The sequence below is a fragment of the Roseovarius sp. MBR-78 genome (assembly GCF_040547535.1).
Classification (GTDB): Bacteria; Pseudomonadota; Alphaproteobacteria; order Rhodobacterales; family Rhodobacteraceae; genus Roseovarius.
The window spans coordinates 1-13,699 of sequence record NZ_JBEPPX010000044.1 but is presented as its reverse complement, the minus strand read 5'-3'; the positions used below and the strand labels follow the sequence as shown (position 1 = coordinate 13,699).

11 protein-coding genes and 5 pseudogenes are annotated in these 13,699 nt (G+C 61.8%); 6 read left to right on the top strand and 10 right to left on the bottom strand.

Going from position 1 to position 13,699, the window contains the following annotated elements; genetic code table 11:
• Nucleotides 1-255 precede the first annotated feature (255 nt).
• Nucleotides 256-645 (top strand): hypothetical protein, encoded by a 390-nt coding sequence (locus ABIE58_RS19220; protein ID WP_354546256.1) that lies wholly within the window; start codon nt 256-258, stop codon nt 643-645.
• Nucleotides 646-1,014: 369 nt separating this feature from the next.
• Here the strand turns inward: ABIE58_RS19220 and ABIE58_RS19215 are convergent, their stop codons facing one another.
• Nucleotides 1,015-1,956, bottom strand: a complete 942-nt coding sequence (locus tag ABIE58_RS19215; RefSeq protein ID WP_354546255.1) for an AraC family transcriptional regulator — start codon at nt 1,954-1,956, stop codon at nt 1,015-1,017.
• A gap of 137 nt (nt 1,957-2,093) precedes the next feature.
• Between ABIE58_RS19215 and ABIE58_RS19210 the strand changes: the two genes are divergently transcribed.
• On the top strand, nt 2,094-2,828 hold the full coding sequence (locus tag ABIE58_RS19210; protein ID WP_354546254.1) for an SDR family oxidoreductase: 735 nt from the start codon (nt 2,094-2,096) through the stop codon (nt 2,826-2,828).
• 66 nt (nt 2,829-2,894) lie between these two features.
• Here ABIE58_RS19210 and ABIE58_RS19205 read toward each other — a convergent pair.
• Both ABIE58_RS19205 and ABIE58_RS19200 read right to left on the bottom strand, forming a co-directional pair.
• Nucleotides 2,895-3,122 (bottom strand): annotated as a pseudogene (locus ABIE58_RS19205) (transposase); the annotation flags it as partial.
• A gap of 55 nt (nt 3,123-3,177) precedes the next feature.
• Nucleotides 3,178-4,151, bottom strand: a pseudogene (locus ABIE58_RS19200) (IS5 family transposase).
• Between the two features lie 70 nt (nt 4,152-4,221).
• On the opposite strand from ABIE58_RS19200, the pseudogene ABIE58_RS19195 reads away from it, so the two are divergent.
• Nucleotides 4,222-4,473, top strand: a pseudogene (locus tag ABIE58_RS19195) (serine hydrolase); the annotation flags it as partial.
• Nucleotides 4,474-4,496: 23 nt separating this feature from the next.
• Nucleotides 4,497-4,631, top strand: coding sequence for a hypothetical protein (locus ABIE58_RS19190; protein ID WP_354546253.1), 135 nt, complete (start codon nt 4,497-4,499; stop codon nt 4,629-4,631).
• 21 nt (nt 4,632-4,652) lie between these two features.
• Here ABIE58_RS19190 and ABIE58_RS19185 read toward each other — a convergent pair whose 3' ends face one another.
• Genes ABIE58_RS19185 through ABIE58_RS19170 form a run of 4 tightly spaced genes read right to left on the bottom strand, consistent with a single transcriptional unit; the run spans nt 4,653 to nt 9,141 of the window.
• Complete coding sequence (locus ABIE58_RS19185) at nt 4,653-4,982, bottom strand: AtuA-related protein (RefSeq protein WP_354546252.1); 330 nt, start codon at nt 4,980-4,982, stop codon at nt 4,653-4,655.
• A complete protein-coding gene (locus ABIE58_RS19180; RefSeq protein ID WP_354546251.1) occupies nt 4,969-6,312 on the bottom strand; it encodes an acyclic terpene utilization AtuA family protein in 1,344 nt (447 codons plus the stop codon). Before ABIE58_RS19180 ends, ABIE58_RS19185 begins: the two co-directional genes overlap by 14 nt.
• On the bottom strand, nt 6,309-8,168 hold the full coding sequence (locus ABIE58_RS19175; RefSeq protein WP_354546250.1) for a TRAP transporter permease: 1,860 nt from the start codon (nt 8,166-8,168) through the stop codon (nt 6,309-6,311). Before ABIE58_RS19175 ends, ABIE58_RS19180 begins: the two co-directional genes overlap by 4 nt.
• Before the next feature lie 10 nt (nt 8,169-8,178).
• Nucleotides 8,179-9,141, bottom strand: a complete 963-nt coding sequence (locus ABIE58_RS19170; protein WP_354546249.1) for a TAXI family TRAP transporter solute-binding subunit — start codon at nt 9,139-9,141, stop codon at nt 8,179-8,181.
• Between the two features lie 44 nt (nt 9,142-9,185).
• Here ABIE58_RS19170 and ABIE58_RS19165 point away from each other — a divergent pair, with 44 nt between their 5' ends.
• Together ABIE58_RS19165 and ABIE58_RS19160 are read left to right on the top strand one after the other, a co-directional pair.
• On the top strand, nt 9,186-9,641 hold the full coding sequence (locus tag ABIE58_RS19165) for a LysR family transcriptional regulator (RefSeq protein ID WP_354546248.1): 456 nt from the start codon (nt 9,186-9,188) through the stop codon (nt 9,639-9,641).
• Nucleotides 9,642-9,644: 3 nt separating this feature from the next.
• Entirely contained in the window at nt 9,645-10,160 is a 516-nt protein-coding gene (locus tag ABIE58_RS19160; RefSeq protein WP_354546247.1) for a LysR substrate-binding domain-containing protein, read from the top strand.
• Nucleotides 10,161-10,466: 306 nt separating this feature from the next.
• On the opposite strand, the pseudogene istB reads toward ABIE58_RS19160, so the two are convergent.
• From istB to ABIE58_RS19145, 3 genes and pseudogenes are all read right to left on the bottom strand, one after another.
• A pseudogene (istB, locus tag ABIE58_RS19155) lies at nt 10,467-11,268 on the bottom strand (IS21-like element helper ATPase IstB).
• Between the two features lie 8 nt (nt 11,269-11,276).
• Nucleotides 11,277-12,779 (bottom strand): annotated as a pseudogene (istA, locus tag ABIE58_RS19150) (IS21 family transposase).
• A gap of 499 nt (nt 12,780-13,278) precedes the next feature.
• A partial coding sequence (locus ABIE58_RS19145; RefSeq protein ID WP_502950121.1) for a site-specific integrase occupies nt 13,279-13,699 on the bottom strand: 421 nt, incomplete at its 5' end.

Genomic DNA, 13,699 nt, shown 5'->3' with positions numbered 1-13,699 from the left:
CGCGGCTGCATCCAAATTCCTCTGAAATCGAGGCAATCGCCTGCGACCGTGACTTATAATCCGCCTCATTCTCCAAGACCATGCGCACCGCACGCCCACGTAACTCGGTCGAAAAACGGGTCCCTGGGTTTCCCTTGGTCATAGCTTACCTTCCGAGCTTTTTGCTCTCCGGTAAACCGTATGCGACGGCTACGCCCTATTGATTTGATTTGTTCCTGACGCGTGACGCGCGTGCGAGAAGGTCTGCGTGAGCAGATGGAGATTTGGCATGCCGATTTACAGGCAGGCACACCCGCCGAGCCGATCAAGGACCGCATGGCGCAGCTTGAAGCGCGGCAAAAGCAGCTGGAGGCCGATCTGGCCGCCACCCCGGCCAAGGACGCCGCCCTGCGCATCCACCCCAAGATGGCCGAGACCTATCACGCCCGTATCAAGGCCCTTATCACTCAGCTGGCCGAGCCGGACGGCGAGGGTGACGCCCGCGAAGCGATCCGCAGCCTGATCGACAAGATCGTGGTCACGCCGGTGCCCACAGGCGGCAAGCGCATGGCGCCGCAACTCGACCTGCACGGCGCACTGGCGGGCATTCTGGCGCTGAGCCTTGGTGACACGCGAAAGCCCGAACAACAAAAAAATCTCCGGTAAACAAGAGGTAATGCAAAGTATAGTATTTATGGTTGCGGGAGGCCGCTACCGTCGTAACCTACCTGATCTGAGGTGCTGCGTGTGATCTTCGGTAAATGCTTTTCAATCGCGCGCTTCAACCGGTCTGGAATGAAACTGCCTCACCCTCGCCGTTGCGGGCCTTGATCGTCAGCGGTTCTAAGGATCGCTGTTGCAAAGCCTTTCGTCTGTCAAAATGCGAAACTGGATGTGGGCGCGGCGTGCGGACTTTCTTTGTTTTCTGGACGAACCATCAAACCCGGCCCTTCCATGGCACGAGGCGGCGCTCAATGATCCGCATCAGGAGATCGAACGCATAGGCAATGATGCCGATGACAAGAATGCCCATGATCATCGCGCCCAGCCCCTCTTGTGTGGGGCCGCCGTCATTCGCAGGCGCTCCCTGTCTTTCGCTGGCGGGCCTCCGAATTCCCGGGCATATTCTCGCGAGAACTGCGAGGCGTTTTCATACCCGAGACTGAAGGCCAGGTCGGCGATAGGCCCCTTTGATAGAAGCAATCTGCTGCGCGCCTCGTAAAGCCGCAGCCGGGTGCGGTATTGTAGGGGTGACATGCCCGTCTCTGCCTTGAAATGGCGGTAGAAGGTGGGAAGGCTCATCCTCGCAGCGTCAGCCAGATCCTCAGCGCGGATCGGCTCCGTGTATCTCTTCCGGATCAAGCGTATCGCACGGGCGATGCTGTCGTCGTGCTGCCCATTGCCGACGGCAATCTTGCGCAGCACCGGCCCCTGCGGACCCTGCAACAGGCGAAACAGGATCTCGCGCTCAATCAGCGGACCCAGCACATCCAAGTCGCCCGGTCGGTCGATAATGTGAAGGAGCCTTCGATAAGCGTCCAGCAGGTTCTCGTCTGCCGTATGGACGGCAAAGGCACGCGGGGCGCGCGCGGTGACCGGTGCCTCTGACGGCTTGAGCAGATCGGCAAGCATGGCCGGATCAGGCCGGAGCGAGACCGCCAGATAAGGATTTTTCCGCGAACAACCCATAATATCGATCCGTGTCGGCAGATCGACCGCCGAGACGTAGGTGTCGCCACGGCGATACCGCAGGACCTCGCTTCCAATCAGTAACCGCTTCTCGCCCTGCAAAATCAAACTGACGACAGGCTTCTGGATCTCCGGAGCAAGCTCGCCGGGGGTCACGACCTTGAGGATATGAACCGAGCGCAGGCCTGTCTGCGTCTCCCCTTCTGGATGGTGGCTGGCAAGTCGTGCGACCAGAGTCGGCATGGCAGAGATCATTTGGGGCAGCGGCATAATCGTGAGGACATACAACTTTGATAGAATTATGCAAGTTTTTGATTTTATCGGACAGGCCCCTGCAGCCTTGCCGTAGTATCTTCTGCCTTACAGGGCATCGGGCTTTATCCGCCATCTGAATCTGACCGAAACGCACGACAAAGGAAATATCCATGGATATCAAGACATCTAATATCATCATCACCGGCGCGTCCTCCGGCATTGGCTTGGCGACGGCCAAGGCCGCCATCAAGAGAGGTGCGCGCGTTGCCTTGGTCGCGCGGCGAGAGAATCGGTTGAATGCGCTCGTCGCCGATCTGGGTCCCAACGCCCTGGCCTTTCCCTGCGACGTGACCAAGCCCGCGCAGATCCGAAACGCAATCGACAAGATTATCGCGGCCTTCGGGCGGATCGACGTTCTAATCAACAACGCCGGTCGCGGCTTTTACGCGCCCGTCGAGGAGATCGACATCGCCGCCTATCGCGCGTTGCTTGACCTCAACACGATCGCGCCGCTGGCGATGATGCAGGCCGTCCTGCCACAGATGCGAAGCCCGGGAAGCGGGGCCATTGTCAACGTCAGCTCCGGCGCGACATTCGGCATCCTACCGGGGGCCGCAGCATACACGAGTTCCAAATCGGCGCTGAACATGCTGTCTGATGTCGCCCGGACCGAATTGGCGGACATCAACATTGCCGTCTCAACGATCTACCCCTTCGTGACCGACACCGAATTCTACGGCTCCGTTCAGGAGGGCGAGGCGGCGGCTGAAACTGAATTGCGTAATGTTGGCTCAGCCATCCATTCACCGGACCGCGTGGCGGATAAGATCCTGGGTTTGATCCGAAGTGGCGAACGCCAGGATGACCTCGTGCCGAAGGCCTTCGGCGGAACTCTCGAAGCGTAGCCAGATATTGTGGAACTACACTGGCTCTGTTGCGCAAACCACCTGACGACCGAGGTGCCAATTTCCTCAGGGGTTGATGCGGTGCAACTGGACGAGGCGTCGCATGTTGTAGGCGATGTTCTTCAAGCCGATCTTGGCTTTGGCGCATGCGATGCCGATCGTGCGCACCAGCGTGCCACCCATGTCGTTGGTTTGCGCGCCGAAGATGTGCTCGACCCGAACCCGCACCGAGGATTTGGTCCGGTTACTACCCTGGGCTTGTTTGGTCAGCGACACGACCCGTATCCCCTTGCGAGACTCTGTTGCACAAATCAGTTGATGGCCGAGGTTTCCCTTTCCCCGGACAGAGTCATCCCACAGCTTCCGTGACGGGTATGCCGAGCGCTGTGAAGCCGTTCAGGACAGCGACACGGATCTGGAACTCGGCAACCTGACGGTCGAAGTCCCGAGCGGCCAGACGTTGGCCCAGCAGTTTCATACAATGCATCTTGGTCTCGACGCGGCTCCGGCGGTGGTAACCGCTCCATCGTCGCCAGATAGTTCGACCGAAGCGTTTTGACGCGCGAAGCGCCTCGTTCCGCGCAATCGCCCCGGAGCTATCGGGCTTCCATGGTTTGGCATTTTTGCGGGGTGGTATGATGGCCGTAGCGCCGCGAGCGGCTATGGCATCATGGCACTTGCGGGTGTCGAAGGCACCGTCGGCGGTGACGCTGCCAATCTCCTGATCGGGCGGGATCTGGTCGAGAAGTTCGGGCAATGAGGAGGATCAGCAAACAGTCCGGGGGACTGTTTGCCCGACGAATGGCGCGTCGCCGACATTGCTGGTGGTGAACTCCGCAGCCCGGATTTCGAGTGTTTTCTCGTCAATTCCAACGTGGATTTTGCGCCATACACGGCGTTTGGTGCCACCGTGCTTGCGCGCGTTCCATTCACCTTCACCCTTGATCTTGATGCCTGTGCTGTCGACCAGCAGGTGCAACGGGCCGCCTGATCCACGGTAAGGAATGTTTACCTTCAAGGTCTTCTGGCGACGGCTCAGGGTGCTGAAGTTTGGCACCGCCCAGTCCATGCCGATCAGCCGCAGCAAGCTCTCGACAAAACCTGTCGTCTGCCTCAGCGCCATGCCGAACAGCACTTTCATTGTAAGGCAGGCCTGGATGGCAGCATCGCTGCAGTCGGGCTTGCGACCACGCTTTCCGGTCGGCGCGGCCTCCCAGGTCATGGCGGGATCGAACCAGATCGTCAGTGAGCCACGGCGCTTGAGCGCTTCGTTATAGGCCGGCCAGTTCCTGGTCTTGTAGACGGGGGTGTGGGTCTGCTCATGCAACTCAGCTACCCCACTGGATTCACGAGATGAATCCCTTACGGGATTTGTGCAACAGAGCCCAACATGATGACAATCGGCGATCTGTGTTTTGCCGCGCTTGACATGAGCGATAACACCGCGACCAACCTGCTGATCGACCGCATCGGCGGCCCCGAGGACGTGACGGCCTTTTTGCGCGAGATCGGGGACCCGATCAGTCGGCTGGACCGGCGCGAGCCTGAGTTGAATACATTTGCCCCCGGCGATCCCCGCGATACGACAACGCCCGAAGCGATGGCGGCGACGCTGGCAACGATGCTGACCGGTCGGGCAGCGGGAAATTCAACCGCAACGTAATCGCCATGGTGACGCCGCCGGATCAGTCCGCTTACTTTATCTCGGTTTTCCTGTCAGACGCAGATGCGGATTTTGCAACGCGCAATGGCGCGGTGATCGACCTGTCACAGGCCGTCATGGATGTTGTCACGAACCGCTGAGGGCCGACGGGGCGGGCCCTTTCAAGCCTGTGCATCATGCCCTGACGTCGGGGCGATATCCATCTCAAGCAAGACGGAGGCAAGGCATTTCCCATGTGCATCGAGCGCGAGAGAGCGCGTCACCCCGCCGGTCAGGGCACCCCGAATGACGAAGTTCAGCGCATGGAGTTGTGGCAACTCGTAACGGGTGATCGTGTCCGGGGCAAAACAACCGAAATGACCCGCCACGCGGTCAGGCGTGATCGTGTCGCGGATAAGCGGCCAGTGCGCCGGATCATACGCGATCAGCGAAATGTTCGAAATATCGCCCTTGTCGCCAGTGCGGGCGTGGGCGATGTCATGCAGTCTCACCCTGCACCTCCTTCATCTCGACGACTGTTTTGACAGACTCGGCGGGTATCAGGGTAGAGGCGATGGCCAGAATCTCGCGCTGGCTGCCGCTGACCCCGCCGCCCCCGGCCGGCCCGGCGAGATAGAGCCCTTCGACCTCCTCGCTCACCCTGCGGGCCGTTTCAACGCTGTCGCAGCGCGCGGCAAAGCGCATCCGAATCTCCGGTGCCCCGGCAACGGCCTTGCCTCCGGCCCAGATCGCGTTGACCCCAATCAGCTCTCCCCGCGTTTCGCGGATGGCCGCGCCCAGAGGGCTGAGCCGTGCCTGTACCAACTCGATGGCAAGCGCGCCACGGGCAACGCAATTGGCCCCGGCATAGCTTATCTGCCCCTCGCCCAGCCAGCCGTCGCGGTAGCCGACCGAGACTTTCAGGTGGCCGGTTGCGGGGTGGCCACTGCCGCCAGAGACAGCGATGCGGTCGGGGTTTATCTGCTCGAATGTGACGCCCGAGAAGTCGGCGACGACATCGGGTTGCAGATAACGCGCCGGGTCGTGGATTTCATAGAGCAGTTGCTCGATGCAGGTGGCGCGCGAGATCTGCCCGCCGGTGCCGGGCAGTTTGGTAAGGACGGCGTTGCCCATCGCATCCACCTCGGCCAGCGGGTGGCCGATATGCGCGAGGTCCGGCACGTCCTTCACGCCGGGATCGGCAAAGTATCCGCCAGTGATCTGGGCCGCGCATTCCAGCAGGTGACCGACAAGCACGCCGCGACCAAGCCGCGTCCAGTCGTCGCGCGCCCAGCCGAACTCATACACCATCGGGGCAAGAAAGAGCGCCGGATCAGACGCGCGCCCACAGATCACCACATCGGCCCCAGCCTCCAGCGCGGCGACAAGGCCGCCGCAGCCGATATAGGCATTGGCGGAAACGAGACGATCCCCCAAGTCCGCAGCCGGGGTGCCGGTCTCGTCCAGCACGCAGGGCCCGATCCGGTCCAGCACGTCATCGCCGGTCACCGCTGCGACCTTCAGGCCGGTCAGGCCAAGCTCTTTCGCGATCTCGGCGGTTTTCCGTGCCGCAGCAAGCGGATTGGCCGCCCCCATATTGGTGACGATCCGGGTGCCGCCGCGCGCACAGGCCGGCAGCACCGCGCGCATCCGCCGCTCTAGCAGCGGGTCATAGCCTTGGGATGGATCGCAGATGCGGGCCTTCTGGGCCAGCGCGATGGTGCGCTCACCCAGACATTCGAACACCAGGTAGTCAAGCGCGCCGCGCTCGGCGAGGTCGATCGCGGGCGCCAACCTGTCGCCCTGAAAGCCTGCGCCGGTGCCGATCCGGATCACGCTCATGCCACGGCCCTCCGCTGGGGTCGTCCGAACCGGTAGGCGGCAGCGAGAAGTGCCAAAGCGACGAAGGGCGTGACCGGGTGCGGATATATCGCCAACGCGATGACCACAATATAGATCGCCGTATCAAGCAGCCTTTGCCCGAAAAGCGACATCCCGGCCAGAAGGGCGGGCACCGCGACAACCAGCGCCAGTCCGGCTGCGATCGCCTCAAGAATATCCAGCGGCCCGCCGCCAAGCAGCATGCCGGGATAGAGCAACAGCAGAAAAGGCACGATATAGGTCACCGCACCCAGTCTCACGGCCTCGCCTGAGGCAGGCAGCCAGTTGCAACCGGCGATACCCGACCCCACAAAGACCGCCACGCAAACCGGCGGGGTGATCACCGAGATCGTGGCAAAGTAGAAGACGAAGAGATGAGCCGCCAGCGGGTCCACCCCCACAGCCGTCATGGCAGGGGCCAGCACGGCGGCGACCAGCACATAGGCGGCGGTGGTCGGAAGGCCCATACCCATGATCAGGCAGACCACACCGACGATCAACGCCACCAGCACCATGCTGTCCCCCGCGACCGAGACGATCAGCGACGAGAGGGTCACACCGATTCCGGTGAGATTGATCATCGACACCAACACCTGCGCCCCGGCAAGCAGCACGCCGATGATCACGAGCCCCTTGCCCGCGTCTTCCAGCCCGTCGATCAGCTTGCCCGCCATCTGGCGCAACGACAGCCGCCCGGTTTCGGTGCTGATGAAGGCAACAAGCAGGCCAAGGATGCCGTAGAAAGCCGATGTGGCAACAGAGCGCCCGAGCCAGATACCAAAGCCAAGACCACCAAGCGCGGCAAGGATCGGCAGCACCCGGCGCGGGGCAAGGATGGTGCGCCATTCTGGCATGTCGGTGTCTGGGACCACGGCAAGGCCGCGCTTGAGGGCGACGAAATGCACTGTCATGAAAACCGAAAGGTAAAAAAGCACAGCAGGCAGGATCGCGGCGACGATGATGGTGAGGTAGGGCACGCCGAGGATCTCGGCCATCACGAAGGCAGCCGCGCCCATGATCGGTGGGGCGATCTGCCCGCCGGTAGAGGCCACGGCCTCGACAGCGGCGGCGAAGGGGCGGGGATACCCCAGCCGGATCATCATCGGGATGGTAAAGTTGCCCGTAGTCGCCACATTGGCCACGGCAGAGCCCGAAATCATCCCGAAAAGCCCGCTGGCGATGGTCGCGATCTTGGCCGCCCCACCCGGCTGGCGGCCACCAAGCCGCATGGCGAGATCCATGAAGGCCTGTCCGCCGCCGGTATGCAGCAGCAGCGCGCCAAAGAGGACGAATGCCGCGATCACCGTGGCCGCGACACCGGTGAGCATGCCCCAGATCCCGAGATCGCCGAGAAAGATTGTTTCGGTCACAAAATCCACCCCGAAGCCACGATGCCTCAGCGGTCCGGGCAGAAGGTTGCCGAACAGCGCATAACCAAGACCCGCAAGCACGAGGATGGGGAAGATCAGCCCGACCGTGCGCCGACCGAGTTCCAGAACGGCCAGTACCAGCCCAGCCGTCAGCGCCATATCAAGCCCGCTGGCCCAAGGCAGCTCGGTCATGATGCGGTCGTAGTTCACCACCACATAGGCGCAGGCCGCTAGGGTGATGGCGCTCAACGCAAGGTCCACCGCCAGCCCCACAGGCCGCCATGGCTTACCCGCACCCAGCGGATAAAGCGCAAAGCCGAGTGCGGTGACGAGCGCAAGAAACAGCGCCCGCTGGATCAGCCCCTCAAAAGGGCCGGTCGCGGCGGTGTAGAGAACGAAGAGACCGACGAGGATCGCCAGCCCCTTCTGAATGCGCATGGCTGTCATGGCGGCCCGCTTATTCGGACGGCTGAAGCTTGGAAGGCAGGTCGATGCCCTGTTCCTCGAACCAGCGCGCGGCACCGGGGTGCAGCGGCACAGTGCCGAACTGAAGCGTCATATCGGCAAGGCTGGCACCCTTCAGGCTGGCCATGGCATTGGCCTGCGCGGTATCGTCCTCCATGATCGCCTTGACGATCTTGTAGGCGGTGTCCTCGTCCATCGCGGCGGGCGCGGCGACCCCGACGCCAAAGCTCCATGTGGTATAGGCGGGCACGCCGTCGGCAGCCCCTTCGGGAATGTCGACCACAGAGATATCAGGCATCTCGGCGCGCAGCTTGTCGGCCTGTTCGGGGCTGAGGCCCAGAATGGCGATGTCGGTCGAGGTGGCGATGTCCATCGTGGAGCCGTCGAGCTTGTTGCCCGAGCCGGATTTCACGTAGCCTGCGATGCGGTTGTCCTTGATCATGCCAACCACATCGGTGGTCGAGCCGCGCACGTAATCCGCGCTCAGGCCAAGGGTACTGAATACCGCCTCGGTGGTGGCCTCGGTGGCCGACCCCTTGATGCCGGGATTGAAGCGCACGCCCCCGAGCCCCTCAAGGGTTTGCACACCGGCATCGGCCCGTACCACGACATTCTGCGGCGCGCCGGTGTAAACCCAGAGCAGCTTGAGGTCTTGCGGGTTGCCGTCAAAGGCATTGGTGCCCGCGACGGCGTGCTGGGCAACGTTGGTGGTGACCAGACCAAGGTCAACCTGATCGCGGGCCATGCGGCGGATGTTGTCCATCGTGGCGCCGGTTTCAACAACCGAGGCGCGCAGCCCTTCGGCGTTTTCGTTGATAAGCTGACCGACGGCGACGAAATAGCCGTAATGGCTGGACGACGCCGAGGTAGAGCCGATCAGCAGATCCTGATCCTGCGCGACCACCGGCCCGGCCAGCAGCGTCGCCCCCATCAGGGCGTGAACGAGATGTTTCATGACTATCCTCCCTTGGTGCCCGCATCGCGGGGTCTGCGCCCACCATGGCAGAACTCATCTGTTGCGAGAATTGCGATTTTTGTGATAATTGGTGCATTGTGCGCAATAGTCCATCGCTCACCGACTACCGTATCGTCCTGACCTTGAAGGATCAGGGCTCCTTTCGCACAGCTGCGGAAACGCTCGGTATGTCGCCCTCGGCCCTTTCGCGCCAGCTCGCGGCGCTTGAGGCCCAACTCGGTGTCCGGCTTTTTGATCGCGATACCCGCAACGTCTCTCCTACCGTGTCCGGGCGGGCCTTCGCGCGTCTGGCGGAACGGATGCTGAACACTGCCGAAGATGTCATGGCAGAGTTTGACACACACCTTTCGGCCACCCGCGGCAGGTTTACCATCGCCGGATTGCCCTCTGTCACCGCCGGCCTTCTGCCAAGTCTACTGAAGAGCTTTGCCGAGATCTATCCCGGAATCGACCTGCGCATCGTCGATGCGCTGTCGTAAAGCGTGGTAGACGCGATCGAGGCCGGACGGGCAGATATCGGCTTTACGGCGGGCACGGTCTCGGCACGCCAGCGCCTCGCCTTCCATCCGCTTCTTGACGATCCTTTCGTTGCCGTCGGTGCGCCCAATGGTCCGCTGGCCGAAGAGAGAAGCTATGCAATGGCAGAGCTTGTCGCCATGCCGGTGATTGTCATGGAGGTGGGCACCAGCGTGCGCGAGCTGCTCGACGGCGCGTGCCAACGCGGTGGCGTCGCGCTTGCGCCGCGCTTCGAGGTGGCTCACCTTGCCACTGCGGGGGCGCTGGTGGCAGAGGGGCTTGGCATCTCGATCCTGCCCACGCTCACGCTGCCCGTCCTGCCGATGGAGCGGTTGGTGCAGCGTCCCGTCCGCGACTTTGGTGCCAAACGCCGCATCGGCCTTGTTCACCAGCCCGGCCGCTCGCTTTCCCCCGCCGCTGCGGCATTTCTGGAACACGCCAAGCAGAACCTCACCAAGCTGCGTCAGGCTTGCCCCGGATAGGGCGAAACAAAATGCGCCTGAGATGACGCGGTTCGGCTTAATGTGCTGTCGATCCGAAGGGTTTTGGGCTCCAATGACGACAGAAAAGGCCAGTCTGAAGGGCATGATTTCCCTGAGCTTGCCGCGCAAGGCAGGGTCCTGTCAACGGCGGAGTAAAAACCGACCATTGGGCGGCGCAAAAGTAGACCACTTTGGGATTGTGTGTGACGGTCGCGAGAGCGCAGGCGGCCAGTCAGCCGCGCTTTCCATATAGCTGGCGGTTGACTGGCCGCCTTGGCCCGTGAGGGCCAAGTCATGGGTTTTCGATCAGGAGGTTTTGGTGGCTTTTCGCGCTTGGCTTTGGGCCAGGCGATAACTCTCGCCATTCATCTCGATGATGTTGACGTGATGGGTCAGCCGGTCGAGGAGCGCCCCGGTCAGGCGCTCAGTGCCGAAGGTTTCCGTCCATTCATCGAAGGGCAAGTTGCTCGTGATCAGCGTGGCCCCGCGCTCATAGCGCTGCGAGATCAATTCGAAGAGCAGTTCCGCCCCGGTTTTGGAGAGCGGGACGAAGCCCAATTCGTCGATGATCAGCAGCTTGGCGTTGGCCATTTGTTTTTGCACCCGCAGCAGGCGACGCTCGTCGCGCGCCTCCATCAATTCGTTGACCAGAGCTGCGGCGGTGGTGAAGCTGACCGTCATCCTTTTCTGGCAGGCGGCGAGCCCCAGGCCTAGGGCGACGTGGGTTTTGCCGGTGCCGCTTGGACCGAGGGCGATCACGTTCTCACGCCGCTCGATCCAGTCGCAGCGCGCCAGCTCCAGCACCTGCGTTCACCCGCTCTCTCGGACGGATCGCGTTCGCGGTCTCACTGTTGAGTTTGGGGATCGCCTTGAAGTCGAAGCTGTCGAGGCTCTTGGTGGCAGGGAACTTGGCCGCTTTGATACGGCGCTCGATCATCCGTCGCTCGCGATCGATCAACTCCAATTCCACCAGGTGCCTCAGGAACTGGACATGGTCCAGGCCCTCGGTGGCGCATTGGCGTGCCACCTTCTGATACTCGCGCAGGACTGTCGGAAGCTTCAGCCTCTTGAGGTGATGCTCCAGCAGGATATCGGGGGCATGGGTCATTCCGCAGCCTACGGCATCAGGGACATGTAACTGGCCGCTGAGGTGGTCTCGACCCGCGCCCGTGGCAGGTAGGGATACACATCGAGGTCGAGCCGTGGTGGCCGTTTCTCGACCTGACACAGGACCAGATGCTTCACAGCATCAAAGCCGACCGCGCCCATCTTCAGGGCCTGCTTTACAGCGGTGTGTAGCTCCTCCATGCCGAAGGACTCCAGAAGGCGCAGCACCTGAACATACTCGCGGCGCCCAATCTTCAGCATGCGCGCTTCCATCAGGCGGCGCAGCGTGTCGAACTCTTCGGGTCAGTCCCACTCCGCAAGGGGGGCGGCCTGATCCAAAGCATTGATCTTGCGTTCGATCAGCGGGAGGTAATGGATCGGGTCGAACACCATGTCCTCGCGCCCGTAACACCGCGGATGGCGTGCGATCACGTCCCCATGGCAGCCAATCACCACCTGATCGACGTCATGTCGGAGACATGCCTCTGGCATGATGGCCCGCACCCAGACATCCTGATGGCCATAGGCCACGGGCACCGAGTAATCATTGGTGTCGTAGCGGACCAAAGACTGAGAACTCACCCGGCCGCTGGCCTGTGCGCAAGCCTCAAAGGGAGCGGCTGGCAAGGGGCGCATCTCGGCCAGATCCCGCTGCAGGCGCGCACCGATCGTCTCCGTGTGCCCCCGCAAGGTGTCGCCCTAACGCGCACGGCACTGCTCTTCGAGATAGGCGTTGAAGCTCTCCCAGTCCGGGAAGCCGGGGATCGGCACCATGTGGTTGCGGCGGGCATAGCCCACCATGCCCTCAACATTGCCCTTATCGTTCCCTTTGCCGGGCCGCCCGTAGCGGTCTCGGAACAAGTAGTGCGACAGCAGCCCGCTGAACAGCGTGGCCCGCACCCGTGCGCCATCGGGCTGGATCTTCGAGACCAGGCAGCGGTCGTTGTCATACAGCACCGACTGCGGCACCCCGCCAAAGAAGGCAAAGGCATGCACATGGCCGTCCATCCACGCCTCCGCCGTCGCCGCCGGGTAGGCCCGCACGAAGTAGGCATCGCTATGCGGCAAATCCAGGACAAAGAAGTGAGCCTTTTGCTCAACACCCCCGATCACAACCAACGCTTCGCCAAAGTCGGCCTGCGCATGGCCCGGCGGATGCGCCAGCGGCACGAACATCTCACGGGTGCGTCGTTCGCGTTGCCGGACATAATCCTTGATGATCGTATAGCCGCCGGTGAACTTGTGTTCCGCTTTGAGACGCTCGTGGATCCGCTTCGCCGTGTGGCGCTGCTTGCGGGGCACATTCTTGTCTCCTTCAAGCCAGCCGACGATGATCTCCGTAAACCCATCAAGCTTCGGACGCTTGATCTCCTTCGTGCGCCGGTATCCAGGCGGCGACGAGAACGCCAACATCTTGCGAACGCTGTCACGCGATATGTTGAAATGGCGCGCCAGCTCCCGCTGGCTCATACCCTCGCTGCGCGCCAGCCTGACCTTCAGATAAAGTTCCACGGTGTAAATCTCCTCGCCCTCCCTGCTGCCGCAAGAAAGGAAAAAGTGGACGGCTTTTACGCCGCCCGCACCACCAACATGGCGGCGCTACCGTGGTCTAATTTTGCTCCGCCGTTCTCAGCTCGCACGCATCAGATCGTGTCTGCGAACAGTAGCGACCCTGCTGGAAACCAACCACGCATATCTGCCAATCTTCTTGCGGCTTGAGCAAGAGTTGGAAGCGGAACGGTTGACACAGGACGCAATTGCGCGGTCCAGAAAATATCTCTCAAATTGGTCTTAGAAGGCACCGGCAGGCCGCAAATTGCGCAGACAGGACCCACCCCTCTCAGGCCAGATGCGCAGGAACGGCCAGCATGACCTTTTGTGCAACCGAGAGCCTGTCAGCAAGCGCCATATCATCGCCGTAGACCTCACGCCCCCGGCGCTGTTTCAGAGAGTGTCCCATCAATTCGCCACGATCATCTGTGTCATAACCTGCCCGTTTCATACGGCTTTCTCACGTGTGTCTTGTGCCGCCGACGGTAACCCCCGCAGGCAGCAGATCGTTCGCGCGCAGATATTTGTTCACCGCAGCACTATAGCTGCTCTTGTTGCGATATCTCGGAAAACCCTGCGGATGACGCATCGCCGCCGCCAACGCCACCCCAACCAGCGGAATCTTGCGATGCGAGGGCATATTCTTCACTTCACGTCGTTCCTCGGGGTCATCTGGCAGCTCGTTTTCAACACTGAGATGCGGGATCGGGCCATCAAGACAAATCGCTGAAGCTGGCAGGTTGTAGACCTCGTTCTGACGACACCCCGTTTCGACCGAAATAAGAAGAATGTCGCGCGCTTCTTCATTCAGGCCGCTAAACGCACCTTCCGCAAACCATTTGTCCACAATCCAATCAACGGGCACTTCCCGCTTGCGTGAC

Coding starts and splice junctions, on each gene's coding strand:
- ABIE58_RS19220 (WP_354546256.1), top strand. CDS start 256: ATGGAGATTTGGCATGCCGATTTACAGGCAGGCACACCCGCCGAGCCG.
- ABIE58_RS19170 (WP_354546249.1), bottom strand. CDS start 9,141: ATGAAACATCTCGTTCACGCCCTGATGGGGGCGACGCTGCTGGCCGGG.
- ABIE58_RS19210 (WP_354546254.1), top strand. CDS start 2,094: ATGGATATCAAGACATCTAATATCATCATCACCGGCGCGTCCTCCGGC.
- ABIE58_RS19190 (WP_354546253.1), top strand. CDS start 4,497: ATGGTGACGCCGCCGGATCAGTCCGCTTACTTTATCTCGGTTTTCCTG.
- ABIE58_RS19175 (WP_354546250.1), bottom strand. CDS start 8,168: ATGACAGCCATGCGCATTCAGAAGGGGCTGGCGATCCTCGTCGGTCTC.
- ABIE58_RS19180 (WP_354546251.1), bottom strand. CDS start 6,312: ATGAGCGTGATCCGGATCGGCACCGGCGCAGGCTTTCAGGGCGACAGG.
- ABIE58_RS19165 (WP_354546248.1), top strand. CDS start 9,186: ATGGCAGAACTCATCTGTTGCGAGAATTGCGATTTTTGTGATAATTGG.